The organism is Streptomyces sp. NPDC047028, from assembly GCF_040644095.1.
Classification (GTDB): Bacteria; Actinomycetota; Actinomycetes; order Streptomycetales; family Streptomycetaceae; genus Streptomyces.
The window spans coordinates 1-20,072 of sequence record NZ_JBEYVS010000006.1 but is presented as its reverse complement, the minus strand read 5'-3'; the positions used below and the strand labels follow the sequence as shown (position 1 = coordinate 20,072).

Annotated in this window: 14 protein-coding genes; 5 read left to right on the top strand and 9 right to left on the bottom strand. The window is 73.4% G+C overall.

What is annotated here, in order from left to right:
- Positions 1 to 3 precede the first annotated feature (3 nt).
- Positions 4 to 1,629: an AMP-binding protein gene (locus tag ABZ854_RS07585; RefSeq protein ID WP_361205796.1), complete on the bottom strand. Its 1,626-nt coding sequence runs from the start codon at positions 1,627 to 1,629 to the stop codon at positions 4 to 6.
- Positions 1,626 to 3,299 carry an AMP-binding protein gene (locus tag ABZ854_RS07580; RefSeq protein ID WP_361205793.1) on the bottom strand — a complete coding sequence of 558 codons (1,674 nt, stop codon included), beginning with the start codon at positions 3,297 to 3,299 and terminating at the stop codon, positions 1,626 to 1,628. The genes ABZ854_RS07585 and ABZ854_RS07580 overlap by 4 nt, the downstream gene beginning before the upstream one ends.
- Before the next feature lie 185 nt (positions 3,300 to 3,484).
- On the opposite strand from ABZ854_RS07580, the gene ABZ854_RS07575 reads away from it, so the two are divergent.
- The 3 genes from ABZ854_RS07575 (at position 3,485) to ABZ854_RS07565 (ending at position 8,319) form a co-directional block, all read left to right on the top strand.
- The gene (locus ABZ854_RS07575; RefSeq protein ID WP_361205790.1) at positions 3,485 to 4,339 is read left to right on the top strand and encodes a helix-turn-helix transcriptional regulator; all 855 of its coding nucleotides are present in this window, start codon (positions 3,485 to 3,487) and stop codon (positions 4,337 to 4,339) included.
- A 154-nt stretch (positions 4,340 to 4,493) separates the two neighbouring features.
- Positions 4,494 to 7,328 carry an AAA family ATPase gene (locus tag ABZ854_RS07570; protein ID WP_361205787.1) on the top strand — a complete coding sequence of 945 codons (2,835 nt, stop codon included), beginning with the start codon at positions 4,494 to 4,496 and terminating at the stop codon, positions 7,326 to 7,328.
- Between the two features lie 199 nt (positions 7,329 to 7,527).
- Positions 7,528 to 8,319, top strand: coding sequence for a serine protease (locus ABZ854_RS07565; RefSeq protein ID WP_361205785.1), 792 nt, complete (start codon positions 7,528 to 7,530; stop codon positions 8,317 to 8,319).
- A 144-nt stretch (positions 8,320 to 8,463) separates the two neighbouring features.
- On the opposite strand, the gene dmpI is transcribed toward ABZ854_RS07565, so the two are convergent.
- The 3 genes from dmpI to ABZ854_RS07550 form a co-directional block, all read right to left on the bottom strand.
- The gene (dmpI, locus tag ABZ854_RS07560; RefSeq protein WP_361205782.1) at positions 8,464 to 8,646 is read right to left on the bottom strand and encodes a 4-oxalocrotonate tautomerase DmpI; all 183 of its coding nucleotides are present in this window, start codon (positions 8,644 to 8,646) and stop codon (positions 8,464 to 8,466) included.
- A 103-nt stretch (positions 8,647 to 8,749) separates the two neighbouring features.
- On the bottom strand, positions 8,750 to 9,616 hold the full coding sequence (locus ABZ854_RS07555; RefSeq protein WP_361205779.1) for a LysR family transcriptional regulator: 867 nt from the start codon (positions 9,614 to 9,616) through the stop codon (positions 8,750 to 8,752).
- A 77-nt stretch (positions 9,617 to 9,693) separates the two neighbouring features.
- Positions 9,694 to 10,797 (bottom strand): winged helix DNA-binding domain-containing protein, encoded by a 1,104-nt coding sequence (locus ABZ854_RS07550; protein ID WP_361205776.1) that lies wholly within the window; start codon positions 10,795 to 10,797, stop codon positions 9,694 to 9,696.
- A gap of 166 nt (positions 10,798 to 10,963) precedes the next feature.
- Here ABZ854_RS07550 and ABZ854_RS07545 point away from each other — a divergent pair, with 166 nt between their 5' ends.
- Together ABZ854_RS07545 and ABZ854_RS07540 are read left to right on the top strand one after the other, a co-directional pair.
- Positions 10,964 to 11,965, top strand: a complete 1,002-nt coding sequence (locus ABZ854_RS07545) for a magnesium and cobalt transport protein CorA (RefSeq protein WP_361205773.1) — start codon at positions 10,964 to 10,966, stop codon at positions 11,963 to 11,965.
- A 199-nt stretch (positions 11,966 to 12,164) separates the two neighbouring features.
- On the top strand, positions 12,165 to 13,688 hold the full coding sequence (locus ABZ854_RS07540) for a glycosyl hydrolase family 18 protein (RefSeq protein ID WP_361205770.1): 1,524 nt from the start codon (positions 12,165 to 12,167) through the stop codon (positions 13,686 to 13,688).
- A gap of 116 nt (positions 13,689 to 13,804) precedes the next feature.
- Here the strand turns inward: ABZ854_RS07540 and ABZ854_RS07535 are convergent, their stop codons facing one another.
- The 4 genes from ABZ854_RS07535 to ABZ854_RS07520 are packed head-to-tail and all read right to left on the bottom strand — an operon-like array spanning position 13,805 to position 19,973.
- The gene (locus ABZ854_RS07535; RefSeq protein WP_361205767.1) at positions 13,805 to 15,124 is read right to left on the bottom strand and encodes an ABC transporter substrate-binding protein; all 1,320 of its coding nucleotides are present in this window, start codon (positions 15,122 to 15,124) and stop codon (positions 13,805 to 13,807) included.
- The gene (locus ABZ854_RS07530) at positions 15,121 to 16,125 is read right to left on the bottom strand and encodes a hypothetical protein (RefSeq protein ID WP_361205764.1); all 1,005 of its coding nucleotides are present in this window, start codon (positions 16,123 to 16,125) and stop codon (positions 15,121 to 15,123) included. The genes ABZ854_RS07535 and ABZ854_RS07530 overlap by 4 nt, the downstream gene beginning before the upstream one ends.
- Positions 16,122 to 17,651 (bottom strand): VWA domain-containing protein, encoded by a 1,530-nt coding sequence (locus ABZ854_RS07525; protein ID WP_361205761.1) that lies wholly within the window; start codon positions 17,649 to 17,651, stop codon positions 16,122 to 16,124. The genes ABZ854_RS07530 and ABZ854_RS07525 overlap by 4 nt, the downstream gene beginning before the upstream one ends.
- 60 nt (positions 17,652 to 17,711) lie before the next feature.
- Positions 17,712 to 19,973 (bottom strand): tetratricopeptide repeat protein, encoded by a 2,262-nt coding sequence (locus ABZ854_RS07520; RefSeq protein WP_361205758.1) that lies wholly within the window; start codon positions 19,971 to 19,973, stop codon positions 17,712 to 17,714.
- Positions 19,974 to 20,072: the final 99 nt, after the last annotated feature.

Genomic DNA, 20,072 nt, shown 5'->3' with positions numbered 1-20,072 from the left:
CCGTCAGCCGCCGTAGGTCTGGCGCAGTTCGACCTTGCGGACCTTCCCGGACACCGTCATCGGGAAGGAGTCGAGGACCTGGAGCCGGCTCGGCACCTTGTAGTGGGCGAGTCTGCCCGCGCAGTAGGCGCGCAGCTCCTCCAGGGTGAGCGGGTCGGCGGGGTCGAGCGGGATGACGCAGGCGAGGACCTCCTCGCCGTACGTCTCGTGCGGCACGCCGACCACCTGGACGTCGCGGATCTTGGGGTGGCCGTAGAGGAACTCCTCGATCTCGCGCGGGTAGATGTTCTCGCCGCCACGGATGATCATGTCCTTGATGCGGCCGACGATCTCGACGTAGCCGTCGTCCCGCATCACCGCGAGGTCGCCGGTGTGCATCCAGCGGCCCGGGTCGATGGCCTCGGCGGTCTTGTCGGGCTCGTTCCAGTAGCCGAGCATCACGCTGGAGCCGCGGGTGCACAACTCCCCGGCCGTGCCGCGCGGCTGCGTGACGCCGGTGGCCGGGTCGACGACCTTGACCTCCAGGTGGGGCAGGACGCGGCCTACGGTGCCGGTGCGGTGCTCCAGGTCGTCCTCGATGCGGGTCTGGAGGGAGACGGGTGAGGTCTCGGTCATGCCGTAGCAGATGGAGACCTCCTCCATGTGCATCTCGGCGACCACCCGCTTCATCACCTCCACCGGGCAGGGGGAGCCCGCCATGATGCCGGTGCGCAGCGAGGTGAGGTCGTAGGAGGCGAAGTCGGGGAGGTTCAGCTCGGCGATGAACATGGTCGGCACGCCGTACAGGGAGGTGCAGCGCTCCTGCTGGACGGCGTCAAGGGTGGCCTTCGGTTCGAAGGACGGGGCGGGGATCACCATGCAGGCGCCGTGCGAGGTGGCCGCGAGGTTGCCCATCACCATGCCGAAGCAGTGGTAGAAGGGCACCGGGATGCAGATCCGGTCCTGCTCGCTGTAGGCGACCAACTCACCTACGAAGAAGCCGTTGTTGAGGATGTTGTGGTGGGAGAGCGTGGCGCCCTTGGGGAAGCCGGTGGTGCCCGAGGTGTACTGGATGTTGATCGGGTCGTCGCAGGACAACTCGGCCTCGCGCGACCGCAGTTCCTCGCGCCGGTCGTCCGTGCCGCGCGCGGTGAACTCGTCCCACGACGGGTCGCCGATGTAGACGCTCTCCCGCAACCCGGGGCACCGGCCGCGCACTTCCTCCACCATGGCGCGGTAGTCGCTGCTCTTGTGGCTGAGGGAGGCGAACAGCAGGGAGATCCCCGCCTGGTTGAGGACGTACTCGACCTCGTGGGTGCGGTAGGCCGGGTTGATGTTGACCATGACGGCGCCGATGCGGGCGGTGGCGTACTGGACGAGCACCCACTCGGCGCAGTTGACCGCCCAGATGCCGACCCGGTCGCCCTTGGCGACGCCGCTCGCCAGCAGCGCGCAGGCGAGCCGGTCGACCTCGGCGGAGAAGGCGGTGTAGGTCCAGCGCCGTCCGGTGGGCACGTCGACCAGGGCCTCGCGGCCGGGCCAGGCGGCGACGGCCCGGTCGAGGTTGGCGCCGATGGTGTCGCCGAGCAGTGCGGTGCTGCCCGTTCCGTGCGTGTACGACAGCGGTGCGGTCGTCGGCTTCGAGGTCACCGGAAGTCCTCCTCGCGGTATTCGTCGTCCGAGCCGGCGGCCGTGGCCTCGCGCAACTCGATCCGGCGGATCTTGCCGGAGACGGTCTTGGGCAGCGCGCCGAACTCCAGCCGACGGACGCGCTTGTAGGGGGCGAGCACCTCACGGGAGTGCTCGAAGATCGCCTTGGCGGTGCCGGGGCCGGGCTCCCAGCCCTCGGCGAGGACGACGTACGCCTTCGGCACGGCGAGCCGCAACTCGTCCGGGGCCGGGACGACGGCGGCCTCGGCGACCGCCTCGTGCTCCAGCAGGGCGCTCTCCAGCTCGAACGGGCTGATCTTGTAGTCGGAGGCCTTGAAGACGTCGTCGCTGCGCCCGATGTAGGTGAGGTACCCCTCGTCGTCGCGGGAGGCGACGTCGCCGGTGCGGTAGTAGCCGCCCGCCATGGCCTCGGCGGTGCGGTCCGGGTCGCCGTGGTAGCCGGTCATGAGGCCCACGGGCCGGTCGGAGAGGTCCAGGGCGATCTCGCCCTCGGTGGCGCCGGGCGCGCCGGAGACCGGGTCGAGGAGTTCCACGGTGTAGCCGGGGCTGGGGCGGCCCATGGAGCCCGTCTTCAGCGGCTGGCCGGGGCTGTTGGCGACCTGCACGGCGGTCTCGGTCTGTCCGAAGCCGTCCCGGATCGTGATGCCCCAGCTGCGCCGGACCCGCTCGATGACCTCGGGGTTGAGGGGTTCGCCGGCGGCGACGACCTCGCGGGGCGGGGTGGCGAGCTGGGTCAGGTCGGCCTGGATGAGCATCCGCCACACGGTGGGCGGGGCACAGAAGGTGGTGACGCCGCAGCGGTCCATCTCGGCCATCAGGCGGGCCGCGTCGAAGCGCGTGTAGTTGTGGATGAAGACGGTCGCCTCCGCGTTCCACGGGGCGAACAGGTTGGACCAGGCGTGCTTGGCCCAGCCGGGCGAGGAGATGTTCAGGTGGACGTCGCCGGGCTTGAGGCCGATCCAGTACATGGTGGCCAGGTGGCCGATGGGGTAGGAGCTGTGGGTGTGCTCGACCAGCTTGGGGCGGGCGGTGGTGCCGGAGGTGAAGTACAGCATCAGCGGGTCGTCGGCGAGGGTCGGCCCATCGGGCACGAACTCGGCGGGGGCCGTGTACGCGTCCTCGTACGGCTCCCAGCCCTCCGTCGGCAGTCCGCCGACGCTGATCCGCGTGTAGGCGCCGGGGACGTCGTCGAACTTGGCGGTGTCCTCCGCGCGGACGATCACGTGCCTGACCCGGCCGCGGTCCACCCGGTCGCGCAGGTCGGCCGGGCCCAGCAGGGGGGTCGCCGGGATGACGACGGCGCGCAGCTTCATCGCGGCCAGCGCGGTCTCCCACAGCTCGGCCTGGTTGCCGAGCATGACGAGGACGCGGTCCTCGGCGCCGACGCCCCGGGCGCGCAGCCAGTTCGCGACCCGGTCGGAGCGCTCGGCCATCTCGGCGAAGGACAGCCGGACCTCGGTGCCGTCCTCCTCGACGATGTGCAGGGCGGTCCGGTCGTTGCCGTCGGCGATCGCGTCGAACCAGTCCAGCGCCCAGTTGAAGTGTTCGGGCCGGGGCCAGCTGAAGCCCGCGCGGGCGGTGGCGTAGTCCTCGCGGTGCTCCAGCAGGAAGTCCCGCGCCGTGCGGAACTGCTCGGTCGCCGTCGTCATCCGTCCTCCTCGTTCCTGGGCCGTGCGCCTGCGCGCACGCTCCGCCCGTCGCACACCTCGGCCGGCTCCCCTGTTCCGGACCATTGCCGGGCCGCTCTCTGGCATCGTCTAATCCGTGATGCATGTCTCACTACCCCCGAACGGGGGTGTGGACCGCGCACGGGCCGCGTCGAAGGGGTGAACAGGTGACAGCAGACGGCGTGGCGGCGGTGGAGATACGGAGCGCGCTGGCCCGGCTGCGGCGCGGGACGGGTCTCCCGGTCGCCTTCGGCGGGCTGGTCGAGGCGGGCAGGCCGCAGATCCGCATCAGCGAGCTGAGCGGCACGCACACCGCCTCGCTCAGCGCGCTCGCGGTGACCTCCGGCAACGGGCTGGGCGGCCGGGCCGTGGCGCTGGCCCGGCCGTGCGCGGTCACGGACTACGCCGGTTCCCGCCAGATCAGCCACGAGTACGACGCGCCGGTGGCCGCGGAGGGCATCCGCTCGGTGCTCGCGGTGCCGGTGGTGGTGCGGCGCCGGGTGCGCGGGGTGCTGTACGGCGCGCTGCGTGCGGCGCAGCCGCTGGGCGACCGCACGCTGGGCGCGGCGGTGGCGGCGGCGCGGGACGTGGAGCAGGCGCTGGTGGTGCGGGACGAGGCGCGGGCGCTGGTGTCGGCGGCGGGTGCCGGGGCCGCCGGGGCGGTGGCGCCGGCAGGGCCGGAGCCGGGGGCGGGGGCGGCCCGGGAGCAGGTGCGGGAGGCCCATGCGGCGCTGCGCGCCCTGGCCCCGCGGATCGCCGATCCCGAGGTGCGGGCCGAACTCCTCGCCGCGTGCGGGCTGCTGGCCGAGGAGCGCCCGTCCGGCGGCGCGAGTCTGGCGCCGCGCGAGCTGGACGTGCTCTCCTGGGTGGCGGCGGGCGCCACCAACGCGGGGGTGGCCGAACGGCTGGGACTGCGCCCGGAGACGGTGAAGGGCTATCTGCGCTCGGCGATGCGGAAGCTGGGCGCCCACACGCGAGGGGAGGCGGTGACGGCGGCCCGCCGGGCGGGGCTGCTGCCGTAGTGCCCCGCGGCGGTAAGGAACCCTTCCGGTTGATGCGGGTAGCGCGCTGAATTCGACTTTCTTTGACCGTTTGTTATTTCCCTCACCACGGCTTCCGTCCGAATTTCCAGGATCGTTGCCTAGAATTTGGCCCGGACACGACACGAGGGGAGCGGTGACCGTGCGACGGGACTTCCAGGAGCCTGCCCGATGCCGCCCCGACCTGCTCATCGGCCGCGACGAACTGTTCACCGGCGCCCGTGACCAGCTCGCCGCCGGCGGCAGCGTGCTGCTCCACGGCCCCGCCGGAATTGGGAAATCGACGGTCCTGCGGGCATTGGCCGAGGAATACGGCGCCACCGCCCGGACGGTGTTGCGCTGCTCGGCCACCGAGTCCGAATCGCACCTCCCCTTCCTCGCCCTCGCCGACCTCCTCGGCCTGGTCCTCGACGAGGTGAGCCCCGGGCTGCCCGCCGCCCAGCGCACCGCCCTGGAGTCGGCGCTCACCGGCCGCGGCGAGTCCAGCCTCCAGCGCGACGGCCTCGCCCTGCGCCTCGCCGTGCTCTCCGCGCTCCGCGCACTCGCCGCCGAGGGCCCCGTCCTGGTCGTCGCCGACGATCTGCAGTGGCTGGATCCGGCCAGCGCCGAACTGCTCGGCTTCGCCGCCCGCCGGCTCGGCGGCACCCCGGTGCAGCTGCTGTGCGCGACCCGGACGGTCAGCAAGGAGAGCCAGGAGTACGACCGCCATCTGCGCGCCTGCCCGCCGGACACCCTCTCCGTCCGCCTCGGCCCGCTCTCCCGCGCCCAGGTCGCCCAGCTCCTCGACCACCGCGGCCACGGCGGACTGCCCCGCTCCACGGTCCGCGACATCCACCGCACCAGCGGCGGCAACCCGCTGTTCGCCCTGGAGCTGGGCCGCGCCCTCGCCGACAGCCCCACCCCGCCCCGGCCGGGCGAGCCGCTGCCGGTGCCGACCTCGCTGCGCGCCCTGGTGCTCAGCCGGCTGGACATGCTGTCGGTGGAGGCCCGCCGCACCCTGCTGGTGGCCAGCGCCGGCGCCCGCCCCACCGCCGCCCTGCTGCACGCGGCCGGCCGGGGCAACGCCGAGGCCGAGTGCGCCCAGGCCGCCGAACTCGGGCTGCTGACTCCCGAGGCGGAGGGCCAGGCCGTCCGGTTCGCGCACCCGCTGATCTCCGCCGCGCTCTACGCCGAGACGCCCGCCCAGGAACGCCGGGCCGCGCACGCCGCCCTGTCCACGGCGGCCTCCGACCCCATCGAACGCGCCCGGCACCTGGCCCTCGCCACCACCGGCACCGACCCCGAGGTGGCCGCCCGGCTCGCCGAGGCCGCCGCCCTCGCCCGGGACCGGGGCGCACCCTCGGTCGCCGCCCAGCTGGGGCTGCTCGCCGCCCGGCACAGCCCGGCCGGCACCGCGCCCGGTCCGGAGGAGCGGCGGCTGCAGGCCGCCGAGGACGCGATCACCGCCGGCGAAGTCGACCTGGCCCGGGACATCGCCCGCGAGGTGCTGACCCGGACGACCGTGCCCGCCGAACGGGTACGGGCCTGGATCATCGTCATCGACACCGCCGGGCACACCATGGCCGAGGTCGACGCCGCCTTCCCGCAGGCCCTCGCCGACGCCGGCGACGACCCGCGGCTGCTCGCCCTGGTCCACTACCAGCTGGCCTGGCGGGCCCTGATCGTGCAGGGCGACTTCACCGAGGCCCGCGAGGCCGCCGCGCACGCCGCCGAACTGGCCGCGCGCGGCGCCGACCGGCGCACCGAACTCCTCGCGCTCGCCTTCCAGGCCCAGACCGAGACCCTGATGGGTCACCCGGAGGCCCCGCAGACGATCCAGCGCGCCCTGAAGGAGCCCCAGGACCCGGGGGTGGCCTGCCACCACAACGGCGCGGTCAGCGCCCGGTTCCGGTGGCAGATCATGGGCGACCAGCTGTCCGAGGCCCGGGCGACGGTCACCGGGCTGCTGCGCGAGGTGCGCCGGCGCGGCTCGGTGGAGAGCGAGGTGCACTTCGTTCGCTGCCTCGCGGAGACCGAACTGCACGCCGGGCACTGCGGCCGCGCCCTGGAACTCGCCCACGAGGGCCTGCGCCTGGCCCGGGACTCCGGGATCGGCGAGACCGCCTCCGCGATGCTCACCTCGCTGGCCGAGGCCGCCGGCGGGGACGTGGACCGGGCCCTCGCCCTCGCCCGGGAGGCCGTCGAGCACGCCGGGCAGGACGGTGACCAGATGTACCTCTCCCGGGCCCTGGCCGCCCTCGGCCACGCGCAGTTGGTGGCCGGCGACCCGGCGGGCACCGTCCGCTCGCTGCGCCGGGTGCGCCGGCTGGAGCTGGACCTCGGCATCACCGACCCGGCACGCGGCCGCTGGCACGCCGACCTGGCCGAGGCACTGGTCCGGGTGGGTGAACCCGACGAGGCGCAGGACGTCATCGACACGAGCCGCGAGCACGCGCTGCGGCTGGGCCGGGACAGCGTCCTCGGCGTCCTGGACCGGGCCGAGGGCCTGGTGCTGGCCGCCCGGGACGAGAAGGAGGCCGCCGTGGAGCGGCTGACCTCCGCTCAGGACCGGCTCGGCAAGCTCGGCTACGGCCTGGAGGAGGCGCGGGCCGCGTTCGTGCTGGCCCGGCTGCGCACCGGCCCCGCCGAGCCGAACGCGCGGCGCGCGGCGGCGTACGACGAGGCGACCCGGCTGTTCCGCCGCTGCCGGGCGCTGCCGTGGTTGCGCCAGGTGGACGAGGCCCTCACCCCCCGGGAGCCGGATCCGGCGCTGCCGGCGCGCGAGGCCCCGGACGCCCTGGAGGGCCTGGCGTCGATGGAGCGTCAGGTCGCCTCGCTGGTCATGGAGGGCGCCACCAACCGGGAGATCGCGGCGCGGCTGTTCGTCAGCGTGAAGACGGTGGAGGCCACGCTGACCCGCGTCTACCGCAAGCTGGGGATCCGGTCGCGGGTCGACATCGTCCGATTGGCGGCAGGTCGCCGCGCGGACTGAGGCCGGTCCTTGTTGACTGGGCCGCAGACCGAGGGTTTTCCCTCCCCCGGCCCCCCTAGGGGGTTCCCTCATTGGGAGGCGGGAGTTCGGGTCCTAGCTTAATGAGCGTGCCGCTCGCCCGGGCACACGGGGGTCGGTCCCGCGACCCCCGTGCTCACCCCCGTCGAGACCCCCACCGGCAACCCCCACGAGGAGACGCATGTTCGGGACCAGACGTGCCAGACCACTCGCCGCGACACTGGTGGCGACGGCCGCCGCCGCGGCCACCGCGCTGATCGCCTCCCCCACGGCGACCGCCGCACCCCAGCCCATCGTGGGCGGTACGACCACCACGACCGCCGCGTACCCGTTCATGATGCAGATCACCGACGCCGCCGGTAACCAGTTCTGCGGCGGCACCCTGGTCGCCCCCACGAAGGTCGTCACGGCCGCGCACTGCATGGTCGGCGAGAGCCCGAACGGGGTCCGCGTGGTCGGCGGCCGCACCTACCTCAACGGCACCGACGGCACCGTCGCCAAGGTGAGCAGGATCTGGGTGAACCCGGACTACACGGACGCCACCAACGGCGACGACGTGGCCGTCATCACGCTGGCGTCGTCGATGCCGTACACCGCCGCGAAGTACGTGTCCTCCTCGGACACCGGGGTGTACGCGGCCGGCACCACTGCCCGGATCCTCGGGTGGGGCACCACCTCGGAGAACGGCAGCTCCTCCAACCAGCTGCGGACCGCGACCGTCCCGGTCGTGGCCGACTCCAGCTGCGGGAGCGCCTACGGTTCGGACTTCGTCCAGTCCGACATGGTTTGCGCCGGATACACGTCCGGCGGCGTAGACACCTGCCAGGGCGACAGCGGCGGTCCCCTGCTTGTCGGGGGCGTCCTGGCAGGGATCACTTCCTGGGGCGAGGGGTGCGCGGAGGCGGGCTACCCGGGTGTGTACACCCGGCTGGCCACCTTCTCGGACCTGGTGACCGAGCAGGTCGGCTCGTAACCCGGAAGAAGGACACCTGAGCACCCCTCAGGTAGCAGCCAGGGGGGCGTTGCGAGCCACCACGAGCGGCCCGCAACGCCTCCCTATCCATGTCCAGGCCGCTGTCCGGGCCCCGTCCCCCGTCCGGGGCCCGCACCCGTGTGTCTACCGGTCGGCGGTGAGCTTTCCGGCCACGCCCCAGCTGTCCGCGGGGACCTCGTGGATCCACACCTGCACGGACTCCGCGGGGACCGCGAGCGCGTCGACGAACGCGTCGGTGACCCGCTTGACCAGGTCCCGCTTCAGCTCGGTGTCGCGGGGGCCCTGCTGGATGGTGACGATCGGCATGACTGCACTCCCTTGATCGGCCGTTGACCGGCACGTCTTCTCGGTGGGTCCAGTCCATCGCGGGACGCGTCCCCGACCAAGGGCCAGTCGGCGACCGCAGCGATCAGCTTTCGTGATCGCCGCAGGCCGTCAGCAGTTCCTCCAGATGGGGGGTGGGGCCGGCGGCGGACACGGCGAGGCCGGTGGCGAGGGCCAGGCCGGGCGCGCGGAAGGGGACGTAGGCGACGCGCGGGGTGTGCAGTACGCGCGCGTGGGAGGCGTAGACGACCGTCCACAGGGGGCGGGCGCCGATGGTGGCCAGGGTGTTCTGCAGGGACCCGTTGACCGCCGCGGGCACCGGTTCGAACCCGGCGTCGTGACAGGCGCCGACGACCAGGTCGACCAGGGCGGGGTTGTCGCGACGGGCGGTCAGGGCGAGGGGCAGCCCGGCCAGGTCCGCCAGGTCGATCTCGGGCCGTGTGGCGAGCGGGTGCGTGGCCGGGACGGCGGCGACCAGCGTATCGGGCCACAGCGGCAGCACCCGGACCCCGGGCGGCGGCTCGGCCGCCCGTACGAACGCGGCGTCCAGTCCGCCGACGGCGACCCGGGCCAGCCGCTCGGACACCGGCAGGGAGACCAGGTCGACGGAGACGTCCGGCGCCCGTTCGGCGAGGGCGGCGAGCACCCGGTCCAGGTGGGCGCCGAGTCCGGTGCAGGTGCCGAGGCGCAGTCCGGCCGGCGCCGCCACGGCCGCCCTGGCCCGGTCGGCCGCCGCCAGCACCGCCCGCGCCTCGGGCAGCAGCCGCTCCCCCGCCCCGGTGAGCCGCACCCGGCGCGGCGAACGGTCGAACAGCTCGGCGCCCAGCTCCCGCTCCAGTCGCTGTATCTGCTGACTGACCGCCGACTGCACGATGTGCAGCCGCTCGGCCGCCCGCCCGAAGTGCAACTCCTCGGCGACGGCGACGAAGTAGCTGAGCTGCCGCAGTTCCATGGGGTGACTGTAACGGGGCGACCGTAGTGGGGTGACTGGAGACGGGGCCGGCGGCACGGTTCGGCGGGCACCGGGTATCAGGGCCGTACGACGGTCCCGAACCGGATGTCGTACGGCGTCCCGGGGTGCATCACCCGCAGCATCCGCTCCCCCTCCTCGGTCACGTCCCGCCGCTGGACCGGGGTCAGCGGGGTGAGAGGTTCGATGACGAGGGCGTCGGCGTCCAGCGTCCACAGCCCGGCCAGGAAGCCGTCGACCAGGAGCGTGCGGAAGGCCTGGTTGCCCTGCCAGCTGCGGCCCCGCAGCGGGGGCGGTACGACGCGGGTGCGGTCGGCGTGGGCGAGCAGCAGGTTGTCGAACTCGGGCAGGAAGCGGGGCGGGGCCGGGGTGTCCGGGTCGGGGCGCGGCGCTTCGGGCAGGTCGAAGAGTTCGACCCCGTTCTCGTCCCGGAACGTCTGCAGCCCGGGCCGCAGCCGCTCGAAGACCTCCCGCAGCCGGGTGAGTCCGGCCCACGTCTGCATGTCCTTCACCGAGGCCGGCCCGAACGCGGCGAGATAGCGCGGCACCACGTCGTCCACCGCCGGAACCGGCCCGGCCGGGCGGCCCAGCCAGTGCTCGACGGTGGTCAGGGCGACCTGTCCGCCCCGGTCCCACAGTCCGCGCGGGGTGACCTGGACGAGCGGAAGAGTGCATCGCGCGGCGACGGCGAGGGCCCGCGGCTCGGCGTCCGGCCACGCGGCCCCGAGGGCGGTGCGCAACTGGGCCATGGTGCGCGGTTCCTCCTCGACCAGCTCACGGGCGAGCGCGGCCAGCCGGCCGAGGTCGACGCCGGTGAGCCCTTTCCGGAAGGCCGCCAGTTCCCGCTCCCGGGCCGCCTGCACGAGGGGACGCAGACCCAGGCAGTCCTCGGCGGTGTGGGTGTGGAGCGTGGACCGCAGGGTCACGATCCGGGCGACCTCACGCTCCGCCATGAGCGCCGACAGCCCCTCCGGCACGAACCCGTCGAGCCGGGCGGCCAGGGCGTAGTACGGCGGCTTGACGTTCTGCGCCTGAAGCCCCACCAGATGCCGAACGGCCTCCAGAACGCCCAACCGGGAAGGCCGCAGAAGAAGTTGCCGCTCAAGGGTGGCCCGGTTCAGTGCCCGGCCTCCCAGAATCACCGCTCCGCTGCTCTTGTCCATACCCGCAAACTAGGCGCTCTTGTCAACGCAGGGGCACAACAGCGCCCCTGAAAGGCGCGGGGAACTGCGCGACGAACCCCTACCGGCCCGCGGCCAGAAGACGAACCGGCGGCGCTATCATGCTGATCCCGGCCCCCTGGTCGAAGGCTCAATCGAGAGGCCCCCGATGCCCGAGCGTCCATCGGAAAACGCCCCGGGCAACGCCAGAACCAACGGCGCCGACCCCACCCTCCCCCGCCCAAGGCACCCCACCGAGTGGATCGAACTCAGCCGCCCAACGGCCTCCGAACTACACACTCTCGCCGAGGAGTTCGGCCTGCATCCCCTCGCCGTCGAGGACGCCATGGAGGCACACCAGCGCCCCAAGCTGGAGCGCTACGGCGACACCCTCTTCGTCGTGCTGCGCGCCGCCCGCTATCTCGACGCCCCCGAGGAGGTCGCCTTCGCCGAGCTGCACGTCTTCGTCGGCCCCGACTTCCTGATCACGGTCCGGCACGGCTCCGCCCCTGACCTGTCCGCGGTCCGCCGCCGCATGGAGGACTCGCCCGAACTGCTGGCGCTCGGCCCGGAGGCGGTCCTGTACGCGATCCTCGACGCGGTCGTCGACGGGTACGCGCCGGTCGTCGCGGGCGTGCAGAACGACATCGACGAGATCGAGACGGAGGTCTTCCGCGGCGACCCCGAGGTCTCCCGACGGATCTACGAACTGTCGCGGGAGACGGTCGAGTTCCAGCGGGCCACCCGCCCGCTGGTCGGCATGCTGCACGCCCTGATGGCCGGCTTCGCCAAGTACGAGACCCACGAGGAACTCCAGCGCTACCTGCGGGACGTCGCCGACCACGTCACGCACATCAGCGAGCGCGTCGACGGCTTCCGGCAGGCCCTCACCGAGATCCTCACCGTCAACGCGACCCTGGTCACCCAGCAGCAGAACGCGGAGATGCGGGCGCTCGCGGAGGCCGGGTTCGAGCAGAACGAGGAGGTCAAGAAGATCTCCAGCTGGGCGGCGATCCTCTTCGCGCCCACGCTCGTCGGCACGATCTACGGCATGAACTTCCGGGACATGCCGGAGTTGAGCTGGAGTTTCGGATACCCCTTCGCGATCGGGCTGATGGGCGTCGTGTGCGGGACGCTGTACCTGATCTTCAAGCGGCGGGACTGGCTCTGACCGCCCACCTGCCCTCCGAGTGGTCTAGTCCACTCGCAACAGCCCTGTCCAGGCACAGAGCCCGACCGGTTCCGGAACTGGTCTAGTCCCATCTTGGTCCAGACCATTGACCCGGCTCATGGATGCCCGCTATTCCAGAAGCATCAACGTCCCTCCGACGCCCGGCACTTGGCCACCCCCACCTCACACCTGGACTGACATGAGACTCATGCGTTCCTTCCGTGCGACCCTCACCGCAGCCGCCACCGCGGCGGCCGCGGTGGGCCTCGCCGTCACGGGAACCGGCACCGCGCAGGCGGCGACACCGCTGCCGAACCACGTCTTCGCCCCCTACTTCGAGGCCTGGACGGGCGAGAGCCCCGCCGCCCTGGCCGCGCAGTCCGGCGCCAAGCACCTGACGATGGCGTTCCTGCAGACCGCGTCCAAGGGCTCCTGCACGCCGTACTGGAACGGCGACACCGGCATGCCGGTCGCCTCCTCGACGTTCGGCTCCGACATCAGGACCATCCAGGGCAACGGCGGCGACGTCATCCCCTCGTTCGGCGGTTACACGGCCGACACCACCGGCACCGAACTGGCCGACAGCTGCACCGACGTCTCGCAGATCGCCGCCGCCTACGAGAAGGTCATCACGACCTACGACATCTCGCGGCTCGACATGGACGTCGAGGTCGACGCGCTGAACAACACCGCCGGCATCGACCGCCGCAACAAGGCCATCAAGATGGTCGAGGACTGGGCGGCCGCCAACGGGCGCACGGTGCAGTTCTCGTACACCCTGCCGACCACCACCCACGGCCTCGGCGACACCGGCGAGGCGCTTCTGCGCAACGCGGTCAGCAACGGCACCCGGGTCGACGTCGTGAACCTCATGACGTTCGACTACTACGACAACCAGCCGCACGACATGGCGCAGGACACCGAGACCGCCGCCCAGGGCCTGGTCGACACCCTCGCCGGCCTGTACCCGAACAAGAGCACCGCACAGCTGTGGGGCATGGTCGGTGTCACCGAGATGCCCGGCGTCGACGACTTCGGCAAGGCCGAGACCTTCAGCCTGGCCAACGCCAGGACGGTCTACGACTGGGCCGTCGCCAAGGGCATCAACACCCTGTCGTTCTGGGCCCTGCAGCGGGACAACGGCGGGTGCGCGGGCGGTGCCGCCGCCGACAACTGCTCCGGCATCGAGCAGAACACCTGGGACTTCAGCCACACCTTCGAGCCGTTCACCGGGGGCACCACCACTCCCGCCAACGACTTCTCCGTGGCGCTCAGCCCGTCGTCGGGCACGGTGACCGCCGGGAAGTCCGCCACCGCCACGGTGAAGACGGCCGTCACGTCGGGCAAGGCCCAGACCGTGAAGCTCGGCGCCAGCGGGGCCCCGCAGGGTGTCACCGCCTCCCTCAGCCCCAGCTCGGTGACGGCGGGCGGCTCGTCCACGCTCACCCTCGGCACCACCTCGGCGACGCCCTCGGGCACCTACACGGTGACCGTCACCGGCGCGGGCGACTCCGGCAGCCACTCCGCGACCTACTCGCTGACCGTCACCGGCGGCACCGGCAACCAGTGCACGGCCGCCCCGTGGGACAAGAGCAAGATCTATACCGGTGGCCAGCAGGTCTCGCACAACGGCCACACCTGGAAGGCCAAGTGGTGGACGACGGGCGAGGAGCCCGGCACCACCGGTGAGTGGGGTGTCTGGCAGGACCTCGGCCCCTGCTAGACCCGCCGCCCACCGGCAACTCCACAGAGGGCCGAGGGCCCGGACGCCGCCACCTGACCATGGCGTCCGGGCCCTCGGGCTGTCGTGTCCGCCGTGCCGCAGGCGCCGGCCCCGGTTCAGGACCGGTCGCAGACCGACGGGACCCAGGTGAGGCCGTGGGCGCCGCGCAGGGTGTCCAGGCCGGCCAGCAGGTCGTCCAGCCGGCCGGGGTGGGCGAGGAACTCGATGGCGGCCTCGGCGAAGGCGTCGCGGACCGAGGGCGGCATGGCGTCGGAGGCGTCGAAGCAGTGCACGGCGCGGTCGTCGAGGAGGGTGGCCGCGAGCGAGCGGTACCAGGCGGCGGCGGAGGCACTGGCGCCACCGGCGGTGGTCCGGGCCCGGCTGTCGACCGAGAACCCGGATTCCCCGGCGCTCCAGTTCCGCTGGGCCTCGGCGGAAGCGAGGTAGCGGATCAGCTTCCGCGCCGCGGGCGTGCTGTGCAGCAGCGCGGCCAGGTCGCCGGACACCTCCCAGGTGTCGTGGGCGGTGGCACCGGGGATCAGCCGGCCCGAGGGCACGTACCGGCCGTCGGCGTCCTGCCACGCCGTCCGGTTGCGGATGAACGAGGCCTGGTGTTCCAGCGTGCACTGCTTGCGGGTGAGGAGCCCGGACGCGTTCTGGTACTCGGTGCGCAGCGCCCGCAGCACCAGGGCGCGTGGGCCGCCCGCGCCCACCATGTGCCCCCACGTGGTCCACGCCCGCTCGACCCGCGCGTCCCGCCAGGACAGCTTTCCCCGCGCCCACCGCTCGTACGTCCGCGGGCCGGACTGCTGGAGCAGGATGTCCTCGATCCAGTCGGTGCCGGGCCAGCCGCTGGTGGCGCCGGATCCCATGCCGAGGCACCACTGGTCCGGCCGGCCCGCTGCCTGCTTGAGCCGCTGCCCACTGGTGCCCGCGGGGTACCAGACGATGCTCTTGAGGTCGGCCTTGAGCGGGAACCAGTACACGTGCCCGTTCAGCGGCGTGGCCCAGGACGCGCTGAACGCGTCCTCGGAGATCAGGTCCTCGACGGGCTGCAGCTGCTTCTGCCCCGCGTAGGCGGCGAGTTCGCCGGGTCCGGTGAGCACGGCCACGTCGGGCGGCGTGCCCGACTCCACGTCGGCGCTGAGCACCTGGCTCTCGGCGGAGCTGCCCTGGTAGTCGACGTGGATGTGGTACTTCCGCTCGAAGGGGTCGATCACCGTCCGCCGGAAGATCTGTTCGTCGCCGCCGGTCCAGTTGGCCAGCAGGGTGACGGTCGGTTCCTGACGGAGGGCCCGTACGGCGACGACGACGGCCGCGACCAGCACGGCCAGGCAGCTCGCCAGCACGACGGCGGTGCGGGTGAGCCGGCGCGGCGGGCGGCGGCGGGCACCGGGGGCGGCGGCCGTGCCGGGGCCGCTGTCCGGGGCGCTCACCGGGACCTGAACCGGTAGTCGTCGATGTGCCGGCGCAGTCCCGTCTCGGCGAGCGCCATGAGCAGGGCACCTCCTATCACGATCCATACGGCGGCCGCGGCGCGGAAGCCGGTGCCGGACAGGTACGCGGCGGTGCTGCGGGCCGCGTCGGTGATGGCCGGGCCGGCCGGCGACCGGTCGAGCAGGGCGCGGGTGTCCGCCATGCCCTGGTGGGTCCGCACGGTGAACAGCACCAGGGTGACGGACCCGCCCGCCAACAGGGTCCCGGCGGCCATCAGTTGGCGGTTGTAGCGGCGCCGGAAGCGGTGGCGCAGGAAGAGCTGGGTCTCCAGCAGGGCCGCGCCGAGGGCGAGGACGAGCAGCGCGGTCACGCTCCAGCCGAGCCACAACGCCCAGCCGAACGAGGTCTGGCGGTGCACCACGGCCCGCTGGTCCGCGCGCAGCGCGTCGAGGCGGGCCACTATGCCGGTTCCGTCGGCCCGCAGGACGCTGTTGGCGTAGCTCAGGTAGGCCGCGCGCAGCACGCTGCCGCTCGGCTCCTGCTGGGCCTTGAGGACGTAGCCGGTGTACACGGTGATCAGTCCGGTCACCGTCCATACCGCCTGCCGGCCCGCCGCGTCGCCGACGTCGTCCGCCGCCGCGGCGGCCAGGCTCTGCGCCGCGACGGCTATCTGCCGCTGGAACTCGCTGGTGGACGATGTCTCCGCGGTGGCGGCCTGGCGTGCCTCGCCGAGTGCGAAGAGGGCGGTGTCGATGGAGAACACGGCCGGCGCGCTGGAGCCGCGCAGCGGCGCGGCGTCGCCGTGGACGCCCTCGTAGGAGGCGAAGAGGGAGAGGGTGAGCAGGGCCGACAGGGCGAGCAGCAGGCGGTGGCGGACGGCGAGGTCGTGGGCGGTCGTGCTGGCGCCGTCGGCGGGGCGCGGTCCGGCGCCGAGGATCCGGCCCAGCAGCCGGGGCAGGCCGGCCGGGCCGGCGTCCTTGGCCGTACCCGCGGTGCTCATGCGCTCTCCTTCAGCCGCAGGCCGCAGTCGCCGCCGCAGTACACGGAGTCCGCCGGGCCGAGCCAGTGGCAGTGCGGGCACTCGATCAGCTCGTCGGGGTCGGCGGGCACCAGGTCGTCGGCGTCGGGGGGGTCGGGCGGGCCCTCGGCGGGTGGCCGCGGTGGGGTGGTCAGGGCGCTGGAGAGGATCAGGTGCTGCCAGTCGACGTCCTTGAGGCCGTCCCGGATCCGGCCGGTGCCCGGTGCGGCCTCGATACGCCGGAGGGCGTCGAGGAGCTGGGCGTCGCGGAGGTCGGTGGCGAGCGTCAGGGCCCGGGTCAGCGCGCGGTCCGCCTCGGCCCGGCCGTCGGTGCCGCGCAGCCACGCCCGGTATGCCTGGGCGACGGCCGCGCTGGACCGCTGGTACAGCTCGTGGCGGTGGACCCCGGGGTGCCGGCGGGAGGCGTCGCGCGGGTCGTCGGTCCAGTGGACCAGGATGGGCCGCGGCGCGGGGAGCCGTACCGGGCGCCCGAAGTCGGGTACGGTCACGTCCACGGCGGCCAGTTGCAGGTCGGTGCCGATGTCGCGGCCGGCCGGGTCGGCGGACAGCACGACCTGGAAGTGCCGGACCTCCTCGCTCCAGGCGCGGGTGACGTACTCGACGCCGGGGCCGGCGGACTCGTCCGCGGTGGGCAGGAGTTCCTGCTCGCCGGGCACCACCTGCTTGACCTGGCGGATCACCGTGCCGGGCATCGGGGTGAGCCGGATGCGCAGCTCGGGTACGGCTGTACCGATCAGCCCGGTGACCAGTTCCTCATAGGCGGCGGTGAGTTCCGACTCGTCACGGACGGCTCCGGCGTGGCCGTGCAGCCGCCGGGTGATACGCAGCAGCAGGTCGGCGTCCCAGTCGTCGCCGATGCCCCAGGCGTCGCAGACGAACCGGCCCTCGCAGGCGTCGAGGGCGGTGTCGAGCCGGACGGCGGCCCGGTGGTCGTGCTCGTTGCGGCCGTCGGTGAGCAGCAGGACGTGTTTGACGGGGGCGGGCTGGTCCTTCAGCAGCCGCCGGGCCTGGTCGAGCCAGGTGCCCATCGCGGTGCCGCCGTCCGCGTCCAGGATGCGTACGGCGTACTCGGCGGCGTCGCGCTCCGCCGGACCGGCGACGGCCATCGGCTCGGGGGCGGAGCCGGGGTGGACCACGGTGGCGTCGAACCGGCCGGAGAGGACGGCGAAGGCGGTTCCCTCGGGCAGCAGCCGGAGCGCGGCGACGGTGGCGTCCTTGGCGGCGTGCAGTTTGGCGGCCGGGTGCAGCATGGAGCGGGAGGTGTCGACGATCAGCACCTCGGCGAGGGCGGGGCCCGGGGCCGGCCGCGGGGCGGGGTCCGCGGGATCGGCCTCAACACTCCCGCTCGTGACGCCGATCTCCAGGATGGCGTGCATCTCCCGGTCGCCCGGGTGCCCGTGCCCTCCCCCGGCCGGCGCGGCGGGCAGCTTCTCGTTCTGGCCGACCGCGAGCGTCACGGCCACGTCCCCGGCGCTGCCGCTCGTCATGGCGTCCCCTTCCCACGGTATGGCGTGGCTGTCCTGGTGGTGTCGGTCGTCGGTGGGTGGTCAGAAGGTGGTCATCGGGCGGACGGCGTGGGCGAGGTCGAGCAGCCGGCCGTGCTCGTCGGCGGTGCGGGCCTGCGCGGCGAGTTGCCGGAAGGACTGCTCCACCAGCGTGCGCAGGGTGTCCGTGCGGCCGTCGCCGAGCAGGTCGCCGGCCGGGAAGCCGTGCTCCCCCTCCTGGTCCGGCAGGCTGTGCAGGGCGTTCTCCCGGACCTCGGCGACGAGCCGGGCCCGTGACTCCCCGTCGGCCGCGCCGCCGTCCAGGCGCAGTGCGGGCAGCCGCCGGGCCGCGTCCCGCAGGCCGGCCGCGGTGGGCGGGACGCCGTCGAGGATGCCGGCGCGCACCCGGACGGCGGCGACGCGCGCGGCGTCGTAGTGCCGGGAGGTGGACGGGACGTCGTCCAGGACGCGTACGGCCGCGTCCCGGTCGCCCCGGGCCAGGTGGCCGCGGACCAGGCCGAAGGCGGCTGCGGTGTGTGCGAAGTCCCGTTTCCAGACGGCCTCGTAGTACGTCATCGCGTCGGCCGGGCGGCCGCCGAAGCCGTGTTCGGCGCAGTGGCCGAGGGCGAGCTTGGGCACGTACTCGCCGGGCAGCGCCCGGTACACGGCCTCGAAGCCGCCGCCCGCGAGCGCCACCTCCCCCTTGGCGAGGTGGAGTACGGCGCGGTGCCAGGCGATGCGCCAGTCGTGGGCGGCGGCCTCCTCGCCGAGCTGGGTCCCGGCCTCGGTGAGCCAGCTCTCGGCCGCGGCCCGCTCGCCCTTGCGCAGATAGGCGCGGCACAGCCAGAGCGCGGTCTCGGGTGTACCGAGCCGGGATTCTCGGGGCCACCGTTCGGCGATCCGGTCGGGCGCGTCGGGTGTGAAGGTGTCGAGCAGCAGGGCGGCGCCGTCGTCGGGGTCGGGGACCGGCTGCGGGAGGACGGCGGCGACCTCGGCGGGCCGGGGCGGGGAGATGCCCAGCCCGGCGGGACCGGTGCCGTGGCGGTCGGTCCAGTGGCCGAGGGCGGGGATGGCGCCGAGCCCCGCGTCGAGGCCGGCGTCGGTGGCACGGAACCGGGTCGAGCTCTCGGGTAGCTGCTCGCCGAACTGAAGGGAGCGGAACTCGCGGAGCACCTCCCAGAGTTGGCGGGACATCTCGGCGGCCGAGCGGAACCGGGCGGCGGGGGTGGCATGGGTGGCGCGGTCGACGAGCCGGCGGAAGGACTCGGTGGCGAGGCCGCGGGCCGGTTCCGCGCGCCGGGCCAGGGCGGCGAGGGTCATGCCGACGGTGTACAGGTCGCTGTCGACGTGCCAGCCGCGGCGGTCGATCTCCTCCTTGGGCGGGGCGAACCCGGCGGTGTACACGTAGGCGGAGGTGCGGTCGCCGATGGCGCGGACCGCGCCGAGGTCGATGATCTTGACGGCCCGGCCGAAGTGGATGACGTTGGCGGGTTTCATGTCGCAGTAGAGCAGCCCGCGTTCGTGCATGTACTGGAGGGCGCCGAGGATCTTGCAGCCGTAGGTGAGGATGTGGTCGTGGCGCAGGCGGCCCGCGAAGCCGCGGTCGGTGTCGTCGGCGTCGACGAGCTGCTGCAGGGAGCGGCCGCCGATGTGGTCCATCACCAGGTAGCCGGTGGGCGGCTGGCCGGGGAGCCGGTGTTCGGCGTAGGTGATGATGCGGACGATGTCGGGGTGGTGCAGGTCGGTCAGCGAGCGGCGTTCCTCGACGGCGTTGCGGCGGGCCAGCGTGTCGTGGACGTTGATCAGGCCCTTGAGGACGACGCGGTAGCCGTCGGCGCGGGTGTCCTCGGCGAGGTGGATCCAGCCGAGGCCGCCGCGGGCGAGGCAGCCGAGGATCTTGTAGTGGCCGGCGACGAGGTCGCCCTTGTGGAGCTGGGGCAGGAAGGAGAAAGGGGTGCCGCAGCGAGGGCAGTGGCCGGTGGCGGGGGCGGGGCGGCCGCCGTAGCCGACGCCGATGGTCATGGTGCAGCCGGCCGCTCCGCAGCGGGCGCCTCCGGCGGGTGGGCGGGGGTCTTCGACCAGGGCGCCGAAGCCGGTGTCGGGGACGTCGGGCAGGTCTACCAGGCCGTGCTGGTCGAGCTCGCCGGTGCCGGCCACGGCGTGGGTGGGCGGCGGTCCGGGGGTGTTCTCCTCCCGGAGGGGGTGGCTCTGGGCACCGGAGCCCTGCGGTTCGGTCCGCTCGTCCGAGTGGGCGTGGCCGCAGGTGTCGCAGTAGCCGGTGGCCATGATGTGACCGGCGCAGCCGGGGCGGTGACATGTGGTCATCCGGGGTGCGCCTTTCGCGGGGGGGTGGGTGGGGGGGTGGGTGGGGGGGGTGGCGCGGGTGCGTGTGCCGGGTGCGGGTGGTCGGTGGCTTGTCGCGCA